Genomic DNA, 23,651 nt, shown 5'->3' on the forward strand with positions numbered 1-23,651 from the left:
GGAGGGGCAACAGGGGGCCTGGTGAGCGCACTTGCAGCACGACGACGGACTCTTCCGGGCTTCGGTCTCACGATGGGACTGACGCTGTCCTGGCTGTCCGTCATCATCCTGATTCCGCTCGCCGGGCTGTTCCTGAAATCGCTCGAGCTCAGCCCGGAACAGTTCTGGGCCATCCTCTCCAGCCGGCGGACCCTGAACGCGCTGCGGGTCTCGTTCGGCCTCGCCTTCGCGGCGGCCTGCGTCAATCTCGTGATGGGCAGCATCATCGTCTGGGCGCTGGTGCGCTATCGGTTTCCCGGCCGCCGGATCTTCGATGCGATCGTTGACGTACCCTTCGCGCTGCCGACGGCGGTTGCCGGCGTCGCGCTGACCGCATTGTTTGCCGAAAAGGGCTGGCTGGGGGCGCCGCTCGCCGCGCTCGGTATCAAGGTGGCGTTCACGCCGGTCGGCATCTTCGTCGCGATGATCTTCATCGGCATTCCCTTCGTGGTGCGTACCGTGCAACCGGTGCTTCAGGATCTCGATCCCGAGATCGAGGAAGCTGCGGGTAGTCTTGGCGCCAGCCGCTGGCAAACCATCATCCGCGTGATCCTGCCCTCCCTCGCGCCGGCGCTGCTCACCGGGCTCGCGCTCGCCTTTGCGCGAGCCGTCGGTGAATATGGCTCGGTGATCTTCATTGCCGGCAATCTGCCCAATGTCTCCGAGATCGCGCCGCTGCTGATCGTGATCCGTCTCTCCGAATTCCGTTATGCCGATGCGACGGCCATCGCGGTGGTCATGCTCGTCGTCTCCTTCGTCATCATCTTTGCGGTGAACCGGCTCCAGCGCTGGGCGCAGAGCCGGATTCCGGCGCGCTGAGGGGGATGCGATGACGATGCAGATCGCAGAGCCCGTCTCGCTGACCCCGCCCGATGCGCGCGCACGTGCGCACGCCGCAGCGGCGCGCGACAGCCTCCGCACCGAACCGCCCGCGGTGCGGATCGTCATCATCGCGCTGGCGGTGCTGTTCCTCTCCGCCTTCGTGGTGCTGCCGCTGGTCCTGGTGTTCGCGCAGGCGTTTTCGAAGGGCGTCCTCGCCTATTTCGCTGCGCTCGCCGACCCGGAGGCGTTATCCGCGATCAAGCTGACGCTGCTGGTGGCGGCGATCTCGGTCGGCCTCAATCTCGTCTTTGGCCTCGTCGCCGCATGGGCGATTGCCAAATTCGAATTCCCGGGCAAGACCTTCCTGATCACGCTGATCGACCTGCCGTTCTCGGTGAGCCCGGTGATCTCCGGTCTGGTCTTCGTGCTGCTGTTCGGTGCGCAGGGTTATTTCGGCGGCTGGCTCAGGGATCACGACATCCAGATCCTGTTCGCAGTGCCCGGCATCGCGCTCGCCACGACGTTCGTGACGTTCCCGTTCGTGGCGCGCGCGCTGATCCCGCTGATGCAGGAGCAGGGCACGCAGGAGGAAGAGGCCGCGATTTCGCTCGGCGCCTCCGGCTTGCAGACCTTCTTCCGCGTCACGCTGCCCAACATCAAATGGGGCGTGCTCTATGGCGTCCTGCTTTGCAATGCCCGCGCGATGGGCGAGTTCGGCGCGGTCTCCGTCGTCTCCGGCCACATCCGCGGCGAGACCAACACCATGCCGCTGCTGGTCGAGATTCTCTACAACGAGTACCAGTTCGTCGCTGCGTTTGCGATCGCCTCGCTGCTGGCGATGCTGGCGCTGATCACCCTGATCGCCAAGACCGTTCTCGAACATCATCTCGACGAAGGACAAGACGTCAATGACCATTGAAGTCAGGAATCTCGTCAAGAAGTTCGGCAGCTTCCAAGCGCTCGACGGTGTCGATCTCAAGGTCGACAATGGCGAATTGCTGGCGCTGCTCGGTCCCTCAGGCTCCGGCAAGACCACGCTGCTGCGGATCATCGCAGGCCTCGACTGGCCTGATACGGGCGACGTCGCCTTCAACGGCGAGGACGCGCTGGCGCAGGGCGCGCGCGAGCGTCACGTCGGCTTCGTGTTTCAGCACTACGCGCTGTTCCGACACATGACGGTGTTCGAGAATGTCGCCTTCGGCCTGCGCGTGCAGCCGCGCGCGGTCCGCAAGGACGAAGCGACGATCCGTGCGCGCGTCAAAGAGCTGCTCGATCTCGTGCAGCTCGACTGGCTCGCCGACCGCTATCCGAGCCAGCTTTCCGGCGGCCAGCGTCAGCGCATCGCGCTTGCCCGCGCGCTCGCGATCGAGCCGCGGATTCTCTTGCTCGACGAACCCTTCGGCGCGCTCGATGCCAAGGTGCGCAAGGAGCTGCGGAGGTGGCTGCGCTCACTGCACCACGAGATCAACGTTACCTCGATCTTCGTCACCCACGATCAGGAGGAGGCGCTCGAAGTCGCCAACCGCGTCGTCGTCATGGACAAGGGCAGGATCGAGCAGATCGGGTCGCCCGATGACGTCTATGAGACCCCGGCGACCGCGTTCGTCCACGGCTTCATCGGTGAGTCCATCGAGCTGCCGGTCCAGGTCGAGGGCGGCGTGATCAGGCTCGGCGACCAGCCGCTTCCACTCGCCGCCGACGGCCTTGCGCCTGGCGCGTCAAAACTGTTCGTGCGGCGACACGACATGCTGGTCGGCCCGCCCGGCTCCGGCGCCTTCGAGGGCGCGGTCCAGCACGTCCGCAATTTCGGCCCCGTGCAGCGGGCCGAGGTCGCACTATCAGGCGGCGAGACCATCGAGATCGACGCGCCCCGCAATAGGGAATTGCGCGCCGGAGACACGATTGGCCTCAATCCGCGGCGTTACCGGATATTTGCGGGCGCCTGAGCGGCCTCCGGCAGGTCAAATTTTCCTTAAAATTCACCTTTCAGCCACGGTTGGTATGCAACAACGGCCCTTCATTTGGGGGCCTCGATTCATGCGCGCTGCGGCCGCAATTCTCATCACTTTGCTGCTCGCCGGCTGTGCCGGCAATGAGCCGCCGGTCCAGCAGCCGTCGATGTATGCCGACATGTCCGTCCCGGGCTCGAAGCTCGATGCGCAGGCTGCCGCGATCATGATCTCGCAATACCGCCAGAACAACGCCCTCGGCACCGTCGTGATCGATCCCGCCCTGATGAGTCTCGCTGAATCCCAGTCCCAGGCCATGGCTGCGGCCAACAAGATGGACCATGACGTCCGCGCGCCGCTGGCCAAGCGCCTCAGCGCCGGCGGTTATCCCGCGACTGTGGCGGTCGAGAACGTCTCGGCCGGCTATCATACGCTGGCGGAAGCGTTTTCCGGCTGGCGCGACTCGCCTCCCCATCGCGCCAATATGCTCAAGGGCGGTGTCACAAAATTGGGCATTGCGGCGAGCTATGCTCCGGGCACCAAGTACAAGGTGTTCTGGACCATGATCCTGGCCTCGACGGACCCTCGATAAGCCAGACTTGATCCCGGGATGCATTGGTGCCGCGGCGAAACTGTCGCCACGGTGGCTCGCCATTTGCTATTGTTCCCTGATGACAGATCATAGCCCGGAATCCGCCAGCGTCCCCGCGAATGCACAACGCGTCCTGGTCCTCCAGGGCGGCGGTGCGCTCGGCTCCTATCAGGCCGGCGCCTATCAGGCGCTGTGCGGCTACGGTTTTGAGCCGGAATGGGTCGCCGGCATCTCGATCGGCGCGGTCAACGCCGCCATCATCGCCGGCAACGAAGGCCACACCCGCGTCAAGCGGCTCAAGGAATTCTGGGAGATGGTCTCCGCGCCGGTGCCGTGGAAGCCGATCGGCAAGAGCGACCACAGCCGCGAGCTGTTCAATTCCACCAGCGCCGCGCTGATCGCGACCTTCGGCGTGCCCGGCTTCTTCGTGCCGCGCGTTCCGCCCGCGCCGATGTGGCCGCCCGGTAGCCCGCAGGCCGAGAGCTATTACGATACCTCCCCGCTGAAGAAGACGCTGGAGCGTCTGGTCGATTTCGACCGCATCAACGATCTCAAGACGCGCTTCTCCGTCGGCGCCGTCGGCGTGACCTCGGGCAACTTCAAATATTTCGACAATTACGAGTTCAAGAAGCTCGGCAAGAGGATCGGTCCGGAGCACATCATGGCCTCCGGGGCGCTGCCGCCCGGCTTTCCGTCCGTCGTCATCGAGGGCGAGCATTATTGGGACGGCGGCATCGCCTCCAACACGCCACTCGATTACGTGCTCGATGCCGAGGTGGCTCGTGACATGCTGATCTTCCAGGTCGATCTGTTCAGCGCCCGCGGCGACCTGCCGAATTCGCTGCTCGAAGCCACCGAGCGCGAGAAGGACATCCGCTTCTCCAGCCGGACCCGGATGAACACCGACAAGAACAAGCAGATCCACAACGCCCGCAGGGCGGTGCGCGACCTGATTTCCAAATTGCCCGATTATCTCAAGAACGACCCTTCCGTCGAATTCCTTGCCAAGGCATCTCGTGAGAGCACCGTCACGGTGGTGCACCTGATCTACCGCAGCAAGAACTACGAATCCTCGTCCAAGGACTACGACTTCTCGCATGTCGCGATGGTCGAGCATTGGGAAAGCGGCGTGCGCGACGTGCATCTGTCGATGCGCCACAAGGACTGGCTCGATAAGCCGCAGTCCGGCGAGACCATGGTGACCTACGATCTCACGGGGGACGTCACCGCGCCCCCGCCAAAAAGGAGCGAATAAGATGGGTAGTCTGTCAGGCAAAAACGCCGTCGTAACAGGTTCGACCAGCGGCATTGGCCTTGCGTATGCGCGCGCCTTCGCGGCCGCGGGCGCCAATGTCGTCATCAACGGCTTTGGCTCGCCGGAGGACATCGAGAAGGAGCGTTCGAAGATCGAGTCCGATTTCGGCGTCAAGGCGGTCTACTCGCCCGCCGACATGACCAAGCCCGCCGAGATCGCCGGGATGATCGCGCTCGGCGAAAAGAGCTTCGGCTCGGTCGACATCCTCGTCAACAATGCCGGCATCCAGTTCGTCTCGCCGATCGAGGAATTTCCGGTCGAGAAGTGGGACCAGATCATCGCGATCAATTTGTCCTCGGCCTTCCATGCCATCCGCGCCGCCGTGCCCGGCATGAAGAAGAAGGGCTGGGGCCGCATCATCAACACGGCGTCGGCGCATTCGCTGGTCGCCTCGCCCTTCAAGTCGGCCTATGTGTCGGCCAAGCACGGCATCGCCGGCCTGACCAAGACCGTGGCGCTGGAAGTCGCGACCCACAAGATTACCTGCAACTGCATCAGCCCCGGCTATGTCTGGACGCCGCTGGTGGAGAAGCAGATTCCCGACACGATGAAGGCCCGCAATCTCACGCGCGAGCAGGTCATCAACGACGTGCTGCTCGACGCGCAGCCGACCAAGGAGTTCGTGACGTCCGAGCAGGTCGCAGCCCTCGCGCTGTTCCTGTGCGGCGACGATGCCGCGCAGATCACCGGCACCAACCTGTCGATCGACGGCGGCTGGACGGCGGAGTAAGGCCTCGATGCCGTAGGGTGGGCAAAGGCGCACTTGCGCCGTGCCCACCATGCTTCCGCGATTGAGAGAGATGGTGGGCACGCTTCCGCTTTGCCCACCCTACGATTCCGTCGTCCGCTCGTCGCTCAATGGCTCCAGGCCAGCGCCGTCACGATCGCGGCTTGCAAATTCAATTCCGCGAACAGGATCTTGCCGGCGACCACGAACAGCACGCAGGCAAGCGTCAGGCGCAGCACCGTTTCCGGCACGCGCGTCGCGCTGTAGCTGCCGAGGATGATGCCGGGCAGCGAGCCCATCAGCAAAACCCCCATCAGCGCCCAGTCGACCGAGCCGAGCAGCCAGTGCCCGATGCCGGCCACCAGCGTCAGCGGCACCGCATGGGCGATGTCGGAGCCGACGATGGTTGCCATCGGCAGGCGCGGGTAGAGCAGCAGCAGCACGGTGACGCCGACCGCCCCGGCGCCGACGGATGAAATCGAGACGAGCACACCGAGCACGATGCCGGTGATGACGGTCGCAATCGCCGTGGTGCGTTCGCCGACCTGCTCGAGGCGCCGGCGATAGCGCTCCATGATCGACTTGCGGAAGATCAGCGAGGTCGCGGTCAGCAGCAGCGCGAAGCACAGCACGAGGTTGACGAGATTGCGCTCGGAATCGCTCTTGAGGTCGAGCTTCCACAGCACCAGCAGCGTCAGCGCACTCGCGGGAATGCTGCCGCAGGCAAGCCGCAGCACTGCCGGCCAGTGCACGCTGCGCGACCAGCCATGCACCACGCCGCCGCCGGTCTTGGTGGCGGCGGCATAGAGCAGGTCGGTTCCGACAGCGGTGGAGGGATGAATGCCGAACAACAGGATCAGCAGCGGCGTCATCAACGAGCCGCCGCCCACGCCGGTCATCCCGACAAGCAGGCCGACGCCAAAACCGGAGGCGACGTAGAGTGGATCGATCATGTCCGGGGAATCTTAGGTTTATCTCGTCAGTTGGCAATATGACGTAGAATATAATTTCCCGGAGGCGCAACTACTTGGCCCCAAATAAGTAGAATCATGCTGCCGACCCGAATTGGGCAGTCATTTAGCCTCGCACACGGGCATCTCGCGAAATGGCGTTCCCCGTAAGCCAGGGCAAGCGGTCAGGCCTATTTGCCAAACGCCAGCACGTGCAGCCCCAGCCGCTGCCGCACGATCCAGAACAGCAGCACCGTCTCGAAGCTGAGCGAGATCGAGGTCGCGGCCGCGGCACCGTGTCCGCCGTAGCGTGGCACCAGCGCGATGCAGAGCACGACGTTCATCACGAAGGCCAGCGCGTAGGCGAGCGCGCAGATCTTCTGCTGGCCGAGCATGTTGAGCAGGCGCTCCACGGGACCGATCGCAGAGCGCACCACGAGGCCGATCGCGGCGACGAACATGATGTCGTAGCCGACCATGAATTGCGGGCCGAACAACCACAGCAGCGGCTTGCCGAGCGCGAGCAGCACGATGGTCGCCGCCAGCGAGGGCCAGAACGTCCAGTTGATGGCATGCGCGACATAGGCCGACAGGCGTGCCTTGTCGCCGCTTGCGTTGTATTCGGCGAAGCGATGCGCCGTCGTCGCCGACATCGCGTAGTGGATGAAGGAGACCAGCGCCAGCGTCTTCACCACCGCAAAGTAGACGCCGACCTCGTCGGAGGGGCGGAACTGCTGCAGAACCAGCACGTCGGTGTAGGACAGCAGCAGATAAAAGCTCTCGACCAGCAGGATCGGCAGCGAGACGGCAAGCCAGCCGCCGATGTCGTAGGCCTTCGGGCCCGGCTCGATGTGATCGGCGAGCTTGCGGTTCAGCACCACCATCTGTCCGGTCATCGCGATCCATACTGCACCGGCGCTTGCCACCATCGCGGCGACCGCGCCGAGATGATAGCCGAGCAGGAAGGCCGCGGCCGTGATGCCGATGATCAGCGCCTGGCGGATGATGAATTGCGGCATCAGGCCGAGCTGCATCCAGTCATGCGAGCGCGCGATGCCGTCCTGGGTGTTGGCGACGACGAAAGCCGGCAGCGTCATGCAGCCGATATAGAGCGGCAGCACCTCGGCCGGATCGATCCAGGGCGACAGCAGCTTGACGATGCCGGCAAGCCCAAGCGACACCAGCGCGGACACCGCGAAGGTCAGCCAGCGGCTGCCGGAAAGAAAGCCGCGCAGCAGCGCCTGCTCGCCGCTGCTGCGGTACTCCGGAATGATCTTTTGCGCGGAAGCCGAGATGCCAAGGTCCATCATGCTGCCGAGCAGCAGCACCCAGGTCCAGACATAGACATAGATACCGTAGTCGGAGGTGCCCATCCAGCGCGCGAGCAGCACCTGCGAGAAATAGGCGAGGCCCGCGCTGATGACGCGGATGATAAAGATGGTGCCGGCCAGCCGCCGCGTCAGCGACGCCTCGCTCGAGCCGCCGGTCAATTTGGCACGCAGCCGCCCGATCAGCCCGGCAGGTCCGGTCGTTGCAGGTTCTGCATCCATCACGGCCAAGTCGAGGGTCCCCAGGGCGTCCGTATCAAGGCGTCCCGCATGCTGCGGCAGCCTTGGGGATTAGCAACCATTCGTTAAGATTCGGTTGGGTGGGCGTGCTGCTGCCTCAGCCCCGCTGTCGTCCCGGACAAGCGTCAGCGCAGATCCGGGATCCATAACCCCAGGGAGAAGTTTTTGCGCTAGCTGATAACTCCGCGTCCTCGCCAAACCACTCCCTGTGGCTATGGGTCCCGGATCGGCGCTCCGCTTCGCTACGCTTGTCCGGGACGACGGGAGACATCACTCCAGATTCGTATTGAACTCGTACGACTTCTCCGGCCCGACCAGCGTGAATTTCAGCGCCGCACCATCAGGCTTGGCGCCCGGCGGCAGCCCGTCGAGCTCGAAGGAAAATCGTTTCACGCCGGGCGGGCTGGGCTCGACCGGCGCAGGGATCGGCAGCGACCAGTCGAGCGTCGGCCCTTCCACGAAAAGATTGACGTTGCGGCTGTCAGGCACGACCACATCGACGACCACGTTCTTGGGCCCGTCGCGCCTGACGTCGCGGATGGTCAGCGGATTGGGATCGCCGATGTTGGCGGGCTTCGGCACGGTGTCCAGCGCGGCACGCAAGTTCGTGTCCTCGGTCGAGGCGACGTTGTTGAAGCTGAGCTCGGCACTGGCCTCGACGGGAATGCAGAGCTTTTCGCAGACCGCGTAATTGATCTCGGCGCGCAGCGTCACCGGCTTGTCGGCGGCCTTGGCGACGATGCGCAAGGGCAGCACGATCTGGTCGTGATAGCCGATCGAATGCCCGCCCGCGCCGTCGTCGAATTTTTGCGGCGCCGGCCACATCACTGTCACGGCTTCGACATTGTCCGACTTCGAGAAGTCGAACCGCGGCGGAACGCCGGAATCGCCCGGCATGCGCCAATAGGTCTTCCATCCCGGCTGGATCTGGAAGGCGATGCCGCCGAGCAGGACCGCGCCGCTGCGCGAGCCCGCGAGCAATCGCACCGCGGAATGTCCGTCGCGCTGCCACGGCGAAGAATCGTCGGCACGGGCTACCATCGCCAGTGACGACGCAAGCAAGGTTGTCGCGACGCCAATCGCCGCACGCAGGGGAACTCTTGTCAGCATGGCACGTCTTTACAGGGTCACCCCGGGGCAAACCATTGAATTGCTTGTGATGGATGCATTCGAATCAAGTCTCTGCAAGCCTTGATTTGACAGCGGCCCGGCCCGACATCAGGATAGGAATTGAAACCGGAGTGCTTCACCGATGACTCCCACAGGCAAGAGGACGGGCGAAAGCACGCGCGGCGCGAGCCCCGCGCTCGCCAACTCGGCCGGCTATCTCGACGGCCGGCTTCTGATCGCGATGCCCGTGATGGGCGATCCGCGCTTCGAGCGTTCGGTGATCTATCTCTGCGCCCATTCGGCCGAAGGCGCCATGGGCATCATCGTCAACCATCCGGCCGGCAGCATCGACTTCCCCGAACTGTTGCAGCAGCTCGGCATCATCAAGAAGGGCGAGCACATCAAGCTACCGGAGAATGCCGAAAGCATGAAGGTGCTGCGCGGCGGTCCGGTCGACACCGGCCGCGGCTTCGTGCTGCACTCCAGCGATTTCTACATCGAGAACGCGACGCTGCGGATCGACGACGGCGTCTGCCTCACCGCGACCGTCGACATCCTGCGCGCGATCGCCAACGGCTCCGGCCCCAAGCACGCCATCCTCGCGCTCGGCTATGCCGGCTGGGCGCCGGGCCAGCTCGAGACCGAGATCCAGAGCAATGGCTGGCTGCATTGCGACGCCGATGCCGATCTGATTTTTGGCGACGACGTCGACGAGAAATACGGCCGCGCCCTGCGCAAGATCGGCATCGACCCCGGCATGCTCTCGAACGAGGCCGGGCACGCGTAGCTATTGCGTCCCCCTCGGTGTCGTGCGCCACCCTCCGCTGTCATGCCCCGGCTTGACCGGGGCATCGAGTACACCGCAGCGTATCGGCTCTATCACATCCGTCTCGGAGTACTGGATCGCCCGGTCAAGGCCGGGCGATGACACTGTCGGTCGGCGCGCCTACTCCGCCGCCTGCTGCTGCACCGTTGGCTCGGTCCCTGCCACCGTTGCTCTCCGCATGTCGCGCGGTTGCGACTGGTCGTAGCGGCGGACGCGGTGCATGGTCTGGCGGTTGTCCCACATCACGAGATCATGCAGCTTCCATTTGTGGACGTAGACGAACTCCGGTTGCGTCGCGTGCTCGTTGAGATCGCGCAATAGCAGCCGTCCTTCGGGCACGCTCATGCTGACGATCTTGCCGGCATGCGATGACAGATACAGCGACTTGCGGCGATGCACCGGATGGGTCCGCACCAGCCGTTGCAGCACCGGCTTGAACATCTGCTTCTCGTCGTCGGTGTATTCGGTGAAGCCGAGCGATCCCCGCGAATACATTAGCGAGTGCTCGCAGACGAGGTCCTCGATCTCCGCCTTGGTCTCGTCGTCGAGGGCGTCATAGGCCGCGCGCATGTCGGCGAATTCGGTGTTGCCACCCTTCGGGTTGACCACGCGCGCCGACAGCAGCGAGAATTTTGCCGGGATCGGGCGGAAAGAGCTGTCGGAATGCCACAGGCAGTTGCCGAGGTTGAACAGATGCGTGCGGCTGTCCTTCGCCAGCGGCTTGCCGTCCTTGCCGAGATTGGAGACGTCGTTGAGTCCCGACTGGAGTCTGTAGTCTTTCGCCTGTGTAACAGTGCCGCCGCGCGCATTCTCACGCTGACCAAAGTTCAGCGCAAAAGCCATCTGCTGCTCGTCGTTGATGTCCTGGTCGTGGAAGACGAGCACCGCGTATTGGTCCATGGCGGACTCGACCTCGCGGGCCTCGTCCGGCGTGAGCGGCTTTCGTAAATCGAGGCCGGAAACCTCGCCGACAAAATGCGTCTGAAGCTGCCGGATGGCGATCGTCATGGCGTTTTCTCCCGCGGACCGCGAGCGGTTGCTCCCGCTCTGTTGGCAAAAAAGCTACTCCCGCAACCGCAGATGTCAACGCTCGGCGTGCATACCTCTCACGCATTCCGCGCCATCAACCCACCATCGACCGGGATCACCGCGCCGGTGAGAAACGATGCCGCCGGCAGGCACAGGCTCAGCGTCATGTGCGCGACCTCCTCGGGATCGCCATAACGGCCGAGTGCGGTGCGACGCTTGGCGTAGATCGTCTTGTGCTCCTCCGAAATGCGGTCGGTGATGGCGGTGCGGATCGGTCCCGGGCAGATGCAGTTGACGGTGATGCCCTCGCGGCCGAGCTCCACTGCGAGCGAGCGCGTCAGGCTCGCAACGCCGCCCTTCGCTGCCGAATAGGGGCTGTGCAATCCGGTCGCGCCGAGCGCCTCGGTCGAGGCGATGTTGACGATGCGCGGGGACTTCGATTTGCGCAAGTGAGGCAGTGCGGCGCGGATGACGCGCGGGTGCGCCGTCAGCATCACCGCGATTCCCCTGGCCCATGCGTCTTCGTAAGCCTCGTCGTCGATCGCGACGCGCACGGAGATGCCGGCATTGTTGACGACGATGTCGAGCCCGCCGAAATGCGCCGCGACATCGCTGACCACGCGCTTGATCTCGCCGCCGTCGGCGACGTCGAGCTTCCAGGCCTCCGCCAATCCGCCGTTCGCTGCGATTTCCCTGGCAACCGCATGCGCGCCTTGCGCCTCGCAATCGGTGACGGCGACGTTCGCGCCTTCGGCGGCGAACACACGCGCGGTCGCGCGCCCCATGCCGCTGGCCGCGCCCGTGACGAGAACGGTCAGGCCCTTCACCGACCTGCTGAGCTCTTTGAAGTCGGCCATGCTGTTTCCTCGCGGCGTCTTGTTTGTTGTTATGATTGACAAGGCTGGCATCGATCCGCAGAGAGGTCAAACAAGCAAAACAAACGGGAGGCCGCGATGGCGAACGAGCTCGATTTCTCAGGCAAGCAGGTGCTGGTGGTCGGCGGTTCCAGCGGTATCGGCAACGGCATCGCGCAAGCGTTTCGCGCCAGAGGCGCAGCCGTTGCGGTTTGCGGCACGCGTGCTCACGCGAAGGAATATCTTGCGGAGGAAGGTTCCGATCTCACCGGTCTTTCCTATGCGCAGCTCGACGTCAGCAACGCCAGTGCGATCGAAGCGTTCAAGCCATCGTTCGATCGGCTCGACGTGCTCGTGCTCGCGCAGGGCGCGGTCCTCTATCGCCGCGGTGAATTCGAGATGGCCGGCTTCCGTAAGGTCGTCGAGGTCAATCTGATGAGCCTGATGGCCTGCGCGACGCGATTTCATTCCATGTTGCGGGAGACCAAGGGCGCGCTGATCATGGTGTCGTCGACCGCGGCCTATCATTCCACCATGGGCAATCCCGCCTACAACGCGTCGAAGACCGGCGCGGTCGGATTGACCCGCACGCTCGGCGAGGCCTGGGCCGAGGATGGCATCCGCGTCAACGGCATCGCGCCCGGCCTCGTCGATACCAAGATGACGAAGGTGACGACCGATAATCCCAAGCGGCTCGAAGGTGCATTGTCGCGCATTCCGCTGCGGCGACTGGGCACGCCGGCCGACATGGCGGGCGCGGCGCTGTTCCTGGCCTCGCCGCTGTCGTCCTACATCATCGGCCAGACGCTGGTCGTCGATGGCGGGCTCATTCTCTAAACCCTTTGGAACTGCGCTCCTCCTGATCGGTTACTTGGGCTGACCCCTGAGGAGGAGCATCATGGACAAGGATCGGATTGTCGGATCGGCCAAGGAATTCGCCGGACGCGCGGAAGGCGCCGTCGGTGATCTCGCAGGCGACGCGCAGACACAGGCATCAGGCAAGGCACGCGAGGCCGCAGGCACCGTGCAAAATCTCTATGGTCAGGCCAAGGACGCCGTGCGTGACGCCACGGACACCGCGGCAAGCTACGCCAAGGACGCCTATGACAACAGCGGCGACACTCTTCGCGATGGCGCGCAGGCGATTTCGAAGAAGGTGCAGGACAATCCGCTCGGCGCCCTGCTGGTCGCCGGCGGCATCGGCTTCGCGCTCGCGCTGCTGATGTCGCGTCCCGCGCGCCGTCCGCCGCCGTCGCGTTGGCGCTATTACGGCTAACAGCTGCTAACGCGGACTCGTGCCCCGGACGCAGTGCAGCCCAGGCGATGCGTAGCATCGTCGAGGAAACGCTGCTTTGCTAAGCCGGGGCCCATTCTTTTTGTGGATGTTGTGGGAGAGCTGGGTCCCGGCTCAGCGTCGCATCACCAGGAGGTGCTGGGACGCGTCCGGGACGCGAGACCTTCGCTTACCGGAACATCTCCGCCGATCGTCCGACATTGCCCGGAGGACGCGGGATTCCGGGATTGGCGTTCGGATTCGGATTGCGCGGCCCTGGCGCGAGTTGACGCGGCGCTGGCTGTGGCGAGCCGAAGCCGAAGAAATCGCGCAATGACGGTTGCGCTTGCGCCGGCTGCTGCACCACCGGCGGCTTCTTCGGCGCGAGCTTGGGCGGCGTGATCGCAGCGGCAGCGCCGGGCGTACCTGAAGCCGCGCTGCCGTCAGGATTCGTCGCAGCCATCGGCGTATCGCCCTTGGCCTGCTCGCGGCCGACTTCGCGGCGCGGCCAGGCATAATCATCGGCACGGCCGGCCGGAGCGGCCAGCGGTTCACCCTTCACCATCGTCTTCGCAGCGAGTGCGTCGACGGCGGCGGGGCGCGAGCCCGGCCCACCCAGCAATTGGTCGGTCGAGATCGAGGCCGCAATCAGCGGCACGATCGGGCCGGCGAGCGGCCGCGGCGCCGGCTTGCCGGGCTCGGCGCTGGTGTCGGGCGTCGCCGGTTCGCTCGGCAATGCGATCGGGCCGGAGCGTCCCGCCAGCAGGCGCGTGATCTCGCGCTCGACATAGTGCGCGAGCTTTCGCGCGCCGGGTTTGGTGAAATAGACGCCGTCACCGCTGCGGAGCTGACGGATCTGGCCCTCGAAGTCCGGGCCCTTCTGGAGGAAGCGGCCGGCTTCGTCGACAAAGCCGTCCCAGACGTCGACATAGGTGATGCCGGCCTTGGCCGCGCCTTCGCGATAGAGCGAATCCAGGAACAGCATGTCCGCCGTGCCCTTCGGGCCGCGGATCGCGGGCAGGCCGACCCAGAGCACCGGCACGCCCTTGGCCTTGAGGACGTTGGCCAGCTCCTCGATCTTCTTGCCGTAGAGCTCGACCCAGCGTTCGTCGCGGAATTCGTAAAGACCGTTCGGGTTGCGCGCGGCCTTTTCGCGCGCGGCCGCCGGGGTGTCGGCGTTGTCGGCATCATCCTGCGGCAGGTCGGCATCAGCAGGCTTGTCGTCCGGCTTGGCGGCGGCGTCGGGCTTGGCGTCGCCGGGCTTGGCGTCACCTTTTCCTTGCTGCTTGGCGCGGGCGCCCTTGTCGTTCTTCTTGTCCTTGTCCGAGGCCTTGTCCGATTTGTCGGGCGCGGCCTCGCGGATCGAGATGCGATCATTGAGGCCGAGCATGACGACGATCACATCAGGCTTCTCGGTCTCCAAAATGCCTTTCGCCGCTGTCGTCCAGTCAGACGGCTCGCCCTTCGGCTGGTACTTGATCAGGCCGGAGGTGGTCTTGTGCTTGCGGATCACGCCCATGTCGGGCTGCTCGCTGTAGGCGTCTTCCAGGCCATAGGCGAGCCAGTCGGCCATGGCGTCACCGATCACCAGCACGTTCTTGTCGGCAATCGCGTCGCGCTTGGCCGGCGAAGGTGCGCGCGAAAAATCCTGGCGCGGTGCCTGCTGCTGTTGCTGCTGGAACGGTGCGAAGAAGTCGCCGCCGAACCAGCCGCCGCCACCTCCGCCGTTGCGCGGCGGCGGGGCCTGCCGCTGGGGCGGGCCGCCGAAGCCGGGGAAGTTGAAGAACTGCGCCGAGGCCGGTCCCGCGATCAAAACCAGAATCGCAAGCGCCGTCCCCAGCGCGATCAACGGGCCGGTCTCGGTCAGCGCCTTGAAGAAGGATTTTGGCTTCGACATGCGATCTCGGGCACGCGCAATAGGGGACGGAATAGGCTCAATATAATAACGGAATCGGGCGCCAAACGGGCAGATTCTGTTGCAGATTTCTTGCAGATTCTTGCCCCATACACCGGGGAACAGCCGCCCCCGTCAAGGCTGCCTGCCAAAATCCCTGTTCAGGGTTACTTTCGGCGCGATTTTACCGCCCGCGCAGCCGGTCCAGCACGTCGGAGGAGGCAAATCCGTCCGCGGGGACCCCGATCGAGGCCTGAAAATTGCGCAGCGCCTCCCGGGTCTGGCCGCCGAACTGGCCGTCCGGAGTGCCCTTGTAGAAGCCGCGCTGGGCCAGCAGCTGCTGGAGTTCCAGCCGCTCGGTGCGGGCCAGCTCCCGCTCTTGCCGCGGCCAGGGCTGCACGAAGGGCTGCCCCCCGCGCAGGCGGTCGGCGAAATGGCCGATCGCCATCGCATAGGCCTCGGCCGGATTGTATTTCATGATGACCCGGAAATTCTGGAGCATCAGGAAGCCGGGGCCTTGCGCGCCCGCCGGCGCCAGCAGGTAGGCTTTTTCCGCCGGATGCGGGAAGGGCTGGTTGGTCGGGCGCTTGAGGCCGAGCTTCTCCCATTGCGCGATCGTCATCGCCTTGGCGCGGTCGGCCAGCATGTAGTTGAATCCCTGCGGCACCACGACCTCAAAGCCCCAGGTCGCGCCGCTCTGCCAGCCGTCCTTCTTCAGATTGTTGGCGGTCGACGCAATCAGGTCGCTGGGATTGTCGACGACGTCGCGGCGTCCGTCGCCGTCGCCGTCCACGGCAAAGCGCTTGAACGCGGTCGGCATGAACTGGGTCGGGCCGAAGGCGCCGGCCCAGGAGCCGCGCATCTGCTCCGGCCTGAGATCGCCGCGATTGACGATCTCCAGCGCCGAGAGGAACTCATCCTTGAAATAGGCCTGGCGGCGGCCGATGCAGGCGAGCGTCGCGGTCGATTGCAGCACGCTGCGGTCGCCCATCTGCGTCGAGTAATTGGACTCGATGCCCCAGATCGCGGCGATGATATAGCGATCGACGCCATAGGCTTTTTCGGTGGCGTCGAACTGAGCCTTGTATTTGGCGAGGACTTCCTTGCCCTTGGCCAGGCGGTTGTCGTTCACGAGGATGTCGAGATAGTCCCAGATCGATTTTGTGAACTCCGGCTGCGAGTCCATCAAGTCCATGATGCGCAAATCGGGTGAGAGCTCTGCCGTGAAGCGCTGAAAATTCTCCTGGGTGATGTTGCGGCGTGCGGCATCGGGCCACATGCCCGCGACGCAATTGTTGAAATTGGAGGCCGCCTCGCGGATCGCGGCGGCCGTCATCAGCGGATGGCCGGAGGCGCCGTCTTCGCCTGTCCAGGGTTGCGCGCCACCGGGGCCGGGCGGGGCTTGCGGAGGCGCAGCATTGGGACCGGAGAAAATGCCGCCGAACAGATTGGATAGGCCATTTTGCGACTGGGCGTTCACGCTGGCCGGCATCAACAAGACGGCCGCAACGATTGTTACGTTGGTCACAAATCCAGCACGTTTCGCCAGCGCTGCCACGGATTGCATCATACCTCACCCGTCCGGCCAAAAATCCGCCATCAGGAGGCCCGGTACCGGTTGCCAATAGCTTAACAAAGGTGAAATTTTAGTGGCTGATTTTTTCTTAACTCTGGGATCGCGAGGCCCCACATCCGCCTTTGTTAGCGGCTGCAAACAAGCTAGCAAGAGACCATTGCTCCCTTCACGTCCTCAGGTATTCGATCAATCCCATGAAAATTCGCAAAGCCGTATTCCCCGTCGCCGGCCTCGGCACCCGCGTCCTGCCCGCTACCAAGGCGATGCCGAAGGAAATGCTGACCATCGTCGACAAGCCGCTGATCCAGTACGTCTATGACGAAGCGCGGGAAGCCGGCATCGAGCATTTCATCTTCGTCACCGGCCGCAACAAAAATGTCATCGAAGATCATTTCGACAAGATGTTCGAACTCGATGCGACGCTGGCCGCGCGCGGCAAGAAGGCCGAGCAGGAGATTTTGGCGCAGAACCAGCCCGAAGCCGGCGCCGTCAGCTTCACCCGCCAGCAGGCGCCGCTCGGCCTCGGCCACGCGGTCTGGTGCGCGCGCGACATCGTTGGCAACGAGCCGTTCGCGGTGGTGCTGCCCGACGAGCTCGTGCTCAATTCGCCCGGCTGCCTGAAGCAAATGATCGAGACTGCCGCCAAGCTCGGCGAAAAATCCAACGTCATCGCGGTCGAGGCCGTGCCCGACCATCTCACCCATCAATACGGCATCTGCGGCGTGGGAAAACGCACCGGCAAGATGTTCGAGGTCGACGGCATGGTCGAGAAGCCGGCCAAGGGCACCGCGCCCTCCAACCTCTCGATCACCGGCCGCTACATCCTCCAGCCCGAGATCTTCAAGATCCTGGAGACCCAGGAGCGCGGCGCCGGCGGCGAGATCCAGCTCACCGACGCCATGATCGGGCTTGCCAAGTCGCAGAAGTTCTACGGCGTCGAGTTCGAGGGCGAGCGCCACGATTGCGGCTCCAAGCCCGGCTTCCTCCGCGCCAACATCGCCTACGGCCTGAAGCGGCCGGAACTGCGCGATGGGCTGATCGCGGAGATGAAGAAGTATCTGGGGGAGTAAGAGCCACAACCTCGGTGTCGTCCCTGCGAACGCAGGGACCCATACCGCGTGATCTATCGATCGCGGTCGGTCGGCGTACCGAACGACGAGTCTTCGTCAAAGTCTTCCCTGTGGTTATGGGTCCCTGCGTTCGCAGGGACGACACAGGTGGTGTGGCGGATTGCGTCGCGCGCAATGACCGCGGTGAGGAGCAGCCTCACGCCACCAGCGACAGTTTTGGAAGGCTCGCGACCACGGACTGATTACGTCCGCCGGCCTTCGCCGCGTAGAGCGCCTTGTCGGCGGCGGCCACCAGCACCGTCCAGTCCATGCCAACAGTGGGAACGAGGCTGGCGATGCCGCAGGAGACGGTCGAAATCGTCTGGTCGTCGGACCAGCCCTGCACCTTGCCGCGGATCGTCTCGGCAACCTTGTAGGCGTCGGCGACTGAAATGTTCGGCAGCAGCACGGCGAATTCCTCGCCGCCATAGCGCGCGGCGCAATCGCCGGCTCGGCTGACCGAATCGGAAATGCAGATCGCGATGCCGACCAGCACCTGGTCGCCGGCCTGGTGGCCGAAGGTGTCGTTAAAGGCCTTGAAGTGATCGGCATCGATCATCAGCAGCGCAACCGGCGTCTTCGCGCGCATCGCGCGCCGCCATTCGCTGTCGATGACGGAATCGAACTTGCGGCGGTTCTTCAGACCGGTGAGCGCGTCCGTCGTCGCCATCTCCTCGAGCTTGCTTTCGGCTTCGGCGCGCCGGCCGATCTCGCGCGCGAGCACGATCGCCGATCCCAGCAGGAACAGCGCGAGCAGCAGCACCACGGCGCCGATGCGAATGGCCTCCTTGCGCCAGAGCTCGAATACGGCGCTCAAGGGCTTTCCGGCCACGACGAACAGCGGCCCGCTGTCGCCGCTGCGCGCATAGAGCCGCGGCGTCGGATCGACCGGGCCCTGGCCCGAATAGGACGTCCCGATTTTGAGATTGTCGGCCTTCCAGGCCTGGCGCTCGGCGAGGTTCGTGCCGATCACGTCGAGGTCAAACGGCCGCCGCATCATGATGGTGCGGTCGCGCTTGAGCACGGTGATGGTGTCGTCGGGGTCGAGGTTCAGCCGCTCGAACAATTCGTGGAAATAGCTGAAGCGGATCGAGCCGGCGACGACGCCGAGGAAGCCGCCGTCGGTGTCGCTGATGCGCCGGCTCAGCACGATCGAATAGGCGCCGCGGAACAGCATCGGGCGGCTGATGAAGAGGTCGGCGCCGGGATTGTGGCGGTGAATCTTGAAGTAATCCTCCTCGCTGCGGTTCGCCGGCAGGGGATCGAGCGTGGAGGCATCGATGGTCAGCCTGCCGTCGGCATCGAACACCTGAATCGCGCCGAAGTGCCGCGCCGTGGTCGCATGGTCGAACAGGATCAGGTGGCGGATCGCCTTCGGAACCGTCGCGATCTCCGGCAGCAGCATGTTGCTGGCGACCGCCTTCAGCGACAAATCGTAGATCTCGATGTTGCGGCTGATGTCGGATTCGATGGTGGTGGCGAGGTTCTCCAGCGTCTGGCGGGCCAGCGCCTCCTCGCCCCGGCGCATGTCCAGCATGACGTTGACGCAAATGGCGGAAAAGCCGATCACCGTCACCACGGACGAGATGATCAGCAGCTTCGCCGAAATTCGCCACGGCCGGCGGGCCGTGACTTCGCGCCATCCAGACAGCATCGTTTGCTCCCGATCCCGATGGATGCGCCCGAAATCTTGAGTAGTGTTTAAGGCGGGACGGCGCTGCCGCAATGAGTTAAGAAACGGTTTAATCGGTTGACGCTTTTCGGCAAAACCGAGCAGGCCAGTCCGGGCTTCCAACGAGAGGACAATCGTGAACGACTACGACGCCTTGCGCGACTATCTGATGCGGCACAAGCAGGCCGAGTTCGTCCTGACCTTCGAGCAGATCGAGGAGATCATCGGCGCGGCGCTGCCGCGCGCGGCCAATCGCGCCTCATGGTGGGACAGCCTGCGTAGCCCCGACATCCAGATGCCGCAACGCGAGGCCTGCCTCGCGGCCGGATTTAAGGCGATGCGGATGCCTGATGGCGCGAGCGTGCGGTTCACGAAGCTGAAATCTCGCCGCAGGTGAGGGCGGCCCGCATGATCCTTCGCTGGCCAAGGTGGCGTCATTTCGGGAGCCGGATCGGACGAGGTCGCAAACCGGACTAGGAAACGTCCCTGATTTTTGCCAAGAAGGGGGCAGTCATATTTTTCATCCTTTGGTCGAAGAAAATGAATGATACACCCCCCAGGCCAAGGTTTGCCCTTACTGTCGGTATTGTCGGCCATCGCCCGGACAGGCTTCCGGACCATGCCCGGGACAAGGTTGCGGCCGCCGTCGCCACCGTGCTTGAGCGTCTCGGTAAGGAGGCGGCTGTCGCACAGAAGACATATGCAGAATTCTTCTCGCCTGCCGCCCCCCTGCTTTCGCTTGTAAGCCCTCTCGCCGAGGGCGCCGACCGCATAGCCGCTCACGCTGCGCTTGCACAACCGGGCTGGACTCTCGACGTGGTGCTGCCGTTTCCCCGGCCAGTTTATATCGCCCAGTTTGCAACAGCCGCATCCAGCGAGGAGTTCAACAGTCTTCTCCCCAAGGCGCGATCTGTTCTGGTTCTTCCAGGCGATGGCTCGAACACGACGCGGGCTTACGAGACACTTAGTCTGACTTTGCTCAGTCAATCCGACATCATTCTCGCGATTTGGGACGGCGGCCCTTCGGCCGGTGGCGGCGGGACCACGGATACATTGGAAAACGCAGCGCGGCTCGACGTTCCAGTCATCCACGTCGATGCCAGCGCCAAGTCGGGGCCGGTCATTCGCTGGAGCCAGATCAGCGACTTCCCCGTGCCGGCTCACAGGGTTGGCGACCTGCCTGACATCGATTTCGAGACTGGGCTCGAGAGCCTTGTTGCAAAGCTGGTTCGTCCGCCCGCGTCGGAGGCCGAGCGCCGGTCGTTGCTGCGGTTTCTCGCGGAAGGCCGTCGCAGGCTCAATGTCTTTCTCGGGTTTCCGGCTCTCAAGACATTGTTCGGCGTGCGCGCAATGCGTGTTCGCGACTGGATGCCTTCTTCTCCGCAGAGGCTCGCCGAAGACCTGTCGAGGCTCGGGTGCACGGTCAATGATGAGAAAGAACGCAGGCCTTCGATCCTCGTCGGCAGCTTCGGCTGGGCCGACGCCATCGGACTTCGGTTCGCACAGATGTTCCGAGGTGCCTTCGTCGTAAACTTCACGTTCGCATCGATCGCCATCATTGTTGCTGCGAGCTCGGTCTTGTCCGAGCACGAGAAGCTGTATTTTGTTCTTATCGAGCTGTCGCTGATCGTGGTCGTCGGGGTGAATACCGTGATTGGCCGGCGGCTTGGCTGGCATTCCCGCTGGTTCGAGGCGCGGGAAGTGGCCGAACGCCTGCGCAGTGCGTTCGTTCAGTGGACCCTGGGAATCCGTCCGAACAGCTTTACGGGCGTGGAGCCGGCCTGGACCGGATGGTACGTTCGTGCGATTTGCCGCGAGCAAAGCTTCCTGTCAGGATCGCTGGATGAAGCGGGGCTTTCGGCGGCGCGCTGCGCGATATTGGCGTTGCTTGTTGACCAGTGCGAGTATCATCGAACGACCGCCTCCGAAATGGCAAAGCTGGAACGCCGACTGGAGCATTTTGGCTTGGCCTTGTTTGGGGCCACGGCCGCGCTTTCGGTTCTGCTGTTGATCGTTCTATGGTCAGCGTCAATTCTGCACCTCACCGAGCATGAGCCACCGTGGGTGACGGTGTTGGCCGTCGCCCTCCCGGTGCTTGCGACGGCCACTTACGGCATCCGTGTGATCGGCGATTTCGAAGGCATCGCCCGACGGTCAGAGCGGACCGAGGCGGCCCTCGAAAGGGCCATCAAGGCGATCGCGAACGACCCTGTGTCCCTCGATCACCTGCGCGCCCGCGTGCAAAGCGCCGCCGAAGCGATGCTGGGCGATGTGGCGGGTTGGCGTATCGCCGCAGAAGGCCGCAGCCTCAACATTCCAGGGTGACATTCTCCCGAGGGACCGCAACGCGGAGCCCTGACGGCCGGCGTGCCGTGTCCCGTCGATCGCAAGGAAAATAGGCACGATCGGCCCTCAATTCCTGATGGTATCGCTGGATTCGACATCCTGCCGGATATAGCATTGCAACCGCTGCTGGTGAGGTTGGGGGGACTGGTCATGGCACGCGCGTTGCGTGCGTTCGTGTCATATCGCCGTCGCGATACCTTTATGCTGGGCGAGGTGCCTGGGCCGGGAGGGCCTGGGCCGTCGACGCCTCCTTTCATTGACCGTCTCAAGGATGCGCTCAAGAGCCTGGGTTTCAAGGCGGTTTTCATCGACACCAAGGAAATCAGGGCGGGCGATTATTTTGAAGGTCGCATCTACAAGGCCATTTCGAATTGCGACTTGTTCATTTCTCTGATCGGCGAGGATTGGCTTCGGCTGTTCGACGAAAACAAGGGTAAACCCGACGTCCTCGAGCGTGAGCACGCAGCCGCCTTCGAGTTGGAGAAGGAAATCGTGCCGCTGCTGGTCGGCGGCGCAAAGATGCCGAGCGAGCAGGATCTCAAGGACGAAGAAATTCAAATGCTCTGTCACATCGATGCCAAGACGGTGGCATCGACTGCATCCGTGGACGAGATCGTCGCGGTTCTTCAAGAAGCCGTAGGCGGATTGCAGGGGGAGAGCAAACTCGGGTCTTGGTGGACTGTAGGCTATGTGGCGGCAGCATTTGCAGTCTGGATATTCTGCGGCGTCGTTCCCAATGCAGTTGGTGCCAGGGAGTTTGGCTACGATGCCTGGATAGGGATGGCGACGGCATGGAGCGGCATGTTCATCTGGCCGCTGTTTTTCCTGCCGTTTATCTTGCTCGCCCTCTATCGCCCGCTGCAAATTCTCCTGGAGGCGACGTTCAACGCGGGCAGCTTCACGGACCGGTTGACTTATTCGTCTCCGCTTTGGGCCGGCATGCTCCTCGCAACTGCGATGACCGTGTCAGAAATATCCGTACCGCAGGTCCCATGGACCATTCATCCGAACTTGCTGTCGACCTGCTCCGGTCCCTCCGACCCTGGTCCGGCCTCATCGCCAGAGGCGGCGCTCCAGTATCAGCAAGACAAAGAGCGACTGGCTTCATACACGGCGGGCGGCGCGCTGATGCAGGCCTATCGCAACGAGTTCTGGATGAGGGGCAGGTGTTGGCCCAACGTGTTCTTCTATCTCACTGTGCCAATGCGGGATGCGCCATCGGACAACGACCAGCCCTTGGGGCCGCAAGCGAGCGCGGCTGCGGTTGAAGGGCTTCAGAGCTACGCGGCCGCCCGATCGGAGATACAGGAAGCCTTCTGGCGAATGATCGCGAAAGGCTCGAAGGGTTTCAAGGGAACGGACGCTCCCTATTCGACGCTGTTTCCGTTCTACGCGCTTGCCTTTTTCTTGATGGTCTGGCCGCTCTCGGCGGCCATCATCATGGCCATCATCTATGCGGCCGTATCCATTCGCCGTCCTCGCGACGGCAAAATCCTGAAGAATCCGAACGAGGACGCATTTCTGTGTCTGACCTATGGATTCATCACGTTGCTGGTGTGGGTGCCGTTTCGGATGACCACCAACAGCATCAAATTCTCCTACTATTGCGCGGACGTGGTCAGGGGGTGCGGCCCGATCCAGGAGACGTTCAATAAGGATTTCGCATTTGGTTTCGCGCTGCTGGTGGGATACGTGGCGCTGACCGTCGGATTGCTTTGGAACCATCGACGGATGCTTCTCGGATTCGTCGGCACGCTTGCGGTGTCATTCATCGGCGGATGCGCCTTGGCAGCTGCGCGCTATCATCGAACGCTCTCGCAATTGACCGATTACTGGCAATTCTGGCTTGCAGCGTCGGGATTGACGTGCCTGATGCTCGGCGCCCTTTGGTACCAATACGATCCAGCGATCGTCCGACTCAGGGATCTCCTCGATCGTCCCAAGCGAAAACGTCGCGGATAGCCTTCCCATCGCTCACACTGCGGGGCTTGTTTCAGGGT

General features: G+C 63.7%; 21 protein-coding genes. 13 read left to right on the forward strand and 8 right to left on the reverse strand.

Annotated features, from left to right (window positions below):
- The first annotated feature begins 21 nt into the window (after window positions 1-21).
- The 6 genes from cysT to B5V03_RS35530 all read left to right on the forward strand — a co-directional run bounded on the left by cysT (window position 22) and on the right by B5V03_RS35530 (window position 5,447).
- The gene (gene cysT, locus B5V03_RS35505) at window positions 22-858 is read left to right on the forward strand and encodes a sulfate ABC transporter permease subunit CysT (protein ID WP_164988503.1); all 837 of its coding nucleotides are present in this window, start codon (window positions 22-24) and stop codon (window positions 856-858) included.
- A 10-nt stretch (window positions 859-868) separates the two neighbouring features.
- Window positions 869-1,780 (forward strand): sulfate ABC transporter permease subunit CysW, encoded by a 912-nt coding sequence (gene cysW, locus B5V03_RS35510; protein WP_129275037.1) that lies wholly within the window; start codon window positions 869-871, stop codon window positions 1,778-1,780.
- Window positions 1,770-2,807 (forward strand): sulfate/molybdate ABC transporter ATP-binding protein, encoded by a 1,038-nt coding sequence (locus B5V03_RS35515; protein WP_129275038.1) that lies wholly within the window; start codon window positions 1,770-1,772, stop codon window positions 2,805-2,807. Before cysW ends, B5V03_RS35515 begins: the two co-directional genes overlap by 11 nt.
- Window positions 2,808-2,898: 91 nt before the next feature.
- On the forward strand, window positions 2,899-3,402 hold the full coding sequence (locus B5V03_RS35520; RefSeq protein WP_129275039.1) for a CAP domain-containing protein: 504 nt from the start codon (window positions 2,899-2,901) through the stop codon (window positions 3,400-3,402).
- A 79-nt stretch (window positions 3,403-3,481) separates the two neighbouring features.
- A complete protein-coding gene (locus B5V03_RS35525) occupies window positions 3,482-4,657 on the forward strand; it encodes a DUF3734 domain-containing protein (RefSeq protein WP_129275040.1) in 1,176 nt (391 codons plus the stop codon).
- Between the two features lies 1 nt (window position 4,658).
- Window positions 4,659-5,447: a 3-hydroxybutyrate dehydrogenase gene (locus B5V03_RS35530; protein ID WP_129275041.1), complete on the forward strand. Its 789-nt coding sequence runs from the start codon at window positions 4,659-4,661 to the stop codon at window positions 5,445-5,447.
- 125 nt (window positions 5,448-5,572) lie between these two features.
- On the opposite strand, the gene B5V03_RS35535 is transcribed toward B5V03_RS35530, so the two are convergent.
- The 3 genes from B5V03_RS35535 to B5V03_RS35545 all read right to left on the reverse strand — a co-directional run bounded on the left by B5V03_RS35535 (window position 5,573) and on the right by B5V03_RS35545 (window position 9,072).
- Window positions 5,573-6,397, reverse strand: coding sequence for a sulfite exporter TauE/SafE family protein (locus B5V03_RS35535; RefSeq protein WP_129275042.1), 825 nt, complete (start codon window positions 6,395-6,397; stop codon window positions 5,573-5,575).
- A 188-nt stretch (window positions 6,398-6,585) separates the two neighbouring features.
- Window positions 6,586-7,953 carry a flippase gene (locus B5V03_RS35540; RefSeq protein ID WP_164988504.1) on the reverse strand — a complete coding sequence of 456 codons (1,368 nt, stop codon included), beginning with the start codon at window positions 7,951-7,953 and terminating at the stop codon, window positions 6,586-6,588.
- Between the two features lie 279 nt (window positions 7,954-8,232).
- The gene (locus B5V03_RS35545) at window positions 8,233-9,072 is read right to left on the reverse strand and encodes a protein-disulfide reductase DsbD domain-containing protein (protein WP_129275044.1); all 840 of its coding nucleotides are present in this window, start codon (window positions 9,070-9,072) and stop codon (window positions 8,233-8,235) included.
- Between the two features lie 142 nt (window positions 9,073-9,214).
- Here B5V03_RS35545 and B5V03_RS35550 point away from each other — a divergent pair, with 142 nt between their 5' ends.
- A complete protein-coding gene (locus tag B5V03_RS35550) occupies window positions 9,215-9,859 on the forward strand; it encodes a YqgE/AlgH family protein (RefSeq protein WP_129275045.1) in 645 nt (214 codons plus the stop codon).
- Between the two features lie 159 nt (window positions 9,860-10,018).
- On the opposite strand, the gene B5V03_RS35555 is transcribed toward B5V03_RS35550, so the two are convergent.
- Both B5V03_RS35555 and B5V03_RS35560 read right to left on the reverse strand, forming a co-directional pair.
- A complete protein-coding gene (locus B5V03_RS35555; protein WP_129275046.1) occupies window positions 10,019-10,906 on the reverse strand; it encodes a TauD/TfdA dioxygenase family protein in 888 nt (295 codons plus the stop codon).
- A gap of 98 nt (window positions 10,907-11,004) precedes the next feature.
- Complete coding sequence (locus B5V03_RS35560) at window positions 11,005-11,784, reverse strand: SDR family NAD(P)-dependent oxidoreductase (RefSeq protein WP_164988505.1); 780 nt, start codon at window positions 11,782-11,784, stop codon at window positions 11,005-11,007.
- A gap of 96 nt (window positions 11,785-11,880) precedes the next feature.
- Between B5V03_RS35560 and B5V03_RS35565 the strand changes: the two genes are divergently transcribed.
- Entirely contained in the window at window positions 11,881-12,618 is a 738-nt protein-coding gene (locus tag B5V03_RS35565; protein ID WP_129275047.1) for an SDR family NAD(P)-dependent oxidoreductase, read from the forward strand.
- A 61-nt stretch (window positions 12,619-12,679) separates the two neighbouring features.
- Window positions 12,680-13,057, forward strand: coding sequence for a CsbD family protein (locus tag B5V03_RS35570; RefSeq protein WP_129275048.1), 378 nt, complete (start codon window positions 12,680-12,682; stop codon window positions 13,055-13,057).
- Window positions 13,058-13,244: 187 nt separating this feature from the next.
- Here B5V03_RS35570 and B5V03_RS35575 read toward each other — a convergent pair whose 3' ends face one another.
- Window positions 13,245-14,951: an SGNH/GDSL hydrolase family protein gene (locus tag B5V03_RS35575; protein ID WP_129275049.1), complete on the reverse strand. Its 1,707-nt coding sequence runs from the start codon at window positions 14,949-14,951 to the stop codon at window positions 13,245-13,247.
- Between the two features lie 181 nt (window positions 14,952-15,132).
- The gene (locus B5V03_RS35580; RefSeq protein WP_433995366.1) at window positions 15,133-16,515 is read right to left on the reverse strand and encodes a lytic murein transglycosylase; all 1,383 of its coding nucleotides are present in this window, start codon (window positions 16,513-16,515) and stop codon (window positions 15,133-15,135) included.
- A gap of 203 nt (window positions 16,516-16,718) precedes the next feature.
- Between B5V03_RS35580 and galU the strand changes: the two genes are divergently transcribed.
- Entirely contained in the window at window positions 16,719-17,594 is an 876-nt protein-coding gene (gene galU, locus B5V03_RS35585) for a UTP--glucose-1-phosphate uridylyltransferase GalU (RefSeq protein ID WP_129275050.1), read from the forward strand.
- A gap of 196 nt (window positions 17,595-17,790) precedes the next feature.
- Here the strand turns inward: galU and B5V03_RS35590 are convergent, their stop codons facing one another.
- A complete protein-coding gene (locus B5V03_RS35590; protein WP_129275051.1) occupies window positions 17,791-19,287 on the reverse strand; it encodes a sensor domain-containing diguanylate cyclase in 1,497 nt (498 codons plus the stop codon).
- A 154-nt stretch (window positions 19,288-19,441) separates the two neighbouring features.
- Here B5V03_RS35590 and B5V03_RS35595 point away from each other — a divergent pair, with 154 nt between their 5' ends.
- The 3 genes from B5V03_RS35595 (at window position 19,442) to B5V03_RS35605 (ending at window position 23,613) form a co-directional block, all read left to right on the forward strand.
- Complete coding sequence (locus B5V03_RS35595; protein WP_129275052.1) at window positions 19,442-19,702, forward strand: DUF7662 domain-containing protein; 261 nt, start codon at window positions 19,442-19,444, stop codon at window positions 19,700-19,702.
- A gap of 143 nt (window positions 19,703-19,845) precedes the next feature.
- The gene (locus B5V03_RS35600) at window positions 19,846-21,630 is read left to right on the forward strand and encodes a hypothetical protein (protein ID WP_129275053.1); all 1,785 of its coding nucleotides are present in this window, start codon (window positions 19,846-19,848) and stop codon (window positions 21,628-21,630) included.
- A 171-nt stretch (window positions 21,631-21,801) separates the two neighbouring features.
- Window positions 21,802-23,613: a toll/interleukin-1 receptor domain-containing protein gene (locus B5V03_RS35605; RefSeq protein WP_129275054.1), complete on the forward strand. Its 1,812-nt coding sequence runs from the start codon at window positions 21,802-21,804 to the stop codon at window positions 23,611-23,613.
- Window positions 23,614-23,651 lie beyond the last annotated feature (38 nt).

This window comes from Bradyrhizobium betae (genome assembly GCF_004123905.1).
In the GTDB taxonomy this organism is placed as follows: domain Bacteria; phylum Pseudomonadota; class Alphaproteobacteria; order Rhizobiales; family Xanthobacteraceae; genus Bradyrhizobium; species Bradyrhizobium betae_A.

Excerpts from the sequence above, each read along its gene's own strand:
- B5V03_RS35580 (WP_433995366.1), bottom strand. The coding sequence starts at position 16,515 with ATGCAATCCGTGGCAGCGCTGGCGAAACGTGCTGGATTTGTGACCAAC.
- B5V03_RS35530 (WP_129275041.1), top strand. The coding sequence starts at position 4,659 with ATGGGTAGTCTGTCAGGCAAAAACGCCGTCGTAACAGGTTCGACCAGC.
- B5V03_RS35575 (WP_129275049.1), bottom strand. The coding sequence starts at position 14,951 with ATGTCGAAGCCAAAATCCTTCTTCAAGGCGCTGACCGAGACCGGCCCG.
- B5V03_RS35525 (WP_129275040.1), top strand. The coding sequence starts at position 3,482 with ATGACAGATCATAGCCCGGAATCCGCCAGCGTCCCCGCGAATGCACAA.
- B5V03_RS35565 (WP_129275047.1), top strand. The coding sequence starts at position 11,881 with ATGGCGAACGAGCTCGATTTCTCAGGCAAGCAGGTGCTGGTGGTCGGC.
- B5V03_RS35515 (WP_129275038.1), top strand. The coding sequence starts at position 1,770 with ATGACCATTGAAGTCAGGAATCTCGTCAAGAAGTTCGGCAGCTTCCAA.
- B5V03_RS35535 (WP_129275042.1), bottom strand. The coding sequence starts at position 6,397 with ATGATCGATCCACTCTACGTCGCCTCCGGTTTTGGCGTCGGCCTGCTT.
- galU (WP_129275050.1), top strand. The coding sequence starts at position 16,719 with ATGAAAATTCGCAAAGCCGTATTCCCCGTCGCCGGCCTCGGCACCCGC.
- B5V03_RS35545 (WP_129275044.1), bottom strand. The coding sequence starts at position 9,072 with ATGCTGACAAGAGTTCCCCTGCGTGCGGCGATTGGCGTCGCGACAACC.
- B5V03_RS35590 (WP_129275051.1), bottom strand. The coding sequence starts at position 19,287 with ATGCTGTCTGGATGGCGCGAAGTCACGGCCCGCCGGCCGTGGCGAATT.
- B5V03_RS35600 (WP_129275053.1), top strand. The coding sequence starts at position 19,846 with ATGAATGATACACCCCCCAGGCCAAGGTTTGCCCTTACTGTCGGTATT.
- B5V03_RS35570 (WP_129275048.1), top strand. The coding sequence starts at position 12,680 with ATGGACAAGGATCGGATTGTCGGATCGGCCAAGGAATTCGCCGGACGC.
- B5V03_RS35555 (WP_129275046.1), bottom strand. The coding sequence starts at position 10,906 with ATGACGATCGCCATCCGGCAGCTTCAGACGCATTTTGTCGGCGAGGTT.
- cysW (WP_129275037.1), top strand. The coding sequence starts at position 869 with ATGACGATGCAGATCGCAGAGCCCGTCTCGCTGACCCCGCCCGATGCG.
- B5V03_RS35520 (WP_129275039.1), top strand. The coding sequence starts at position 2,899 with ATGCGCGCTGCGGCCGCAATTCTCATCACTTTGCTGCTCGCCGGCTGT.
- B5V03_RS35605 (WP_129275054.1), top strand. The coding sequence starts at position 21,802 with ATGGCACGCGCGTTGCGTGCGTTCGTGTCATATCGCCGTCGCGATACC.
- B5V03_RS35550 (WP_129275045.1), top strand. The coding sequence starts at position 9,215 with ATGACTCCCACAGGCAAGAGGACGGGCGAAAGCACGCGCGGCGCGAGC.
- B5V03_RS35560 (WP_164988505.1), bottom strand. The coding sequence starts at position 11,784 with ATGGCCGACTTCAAAGAGCTCAGCAGGTCGGTGAAGGGCCTGACCGTT.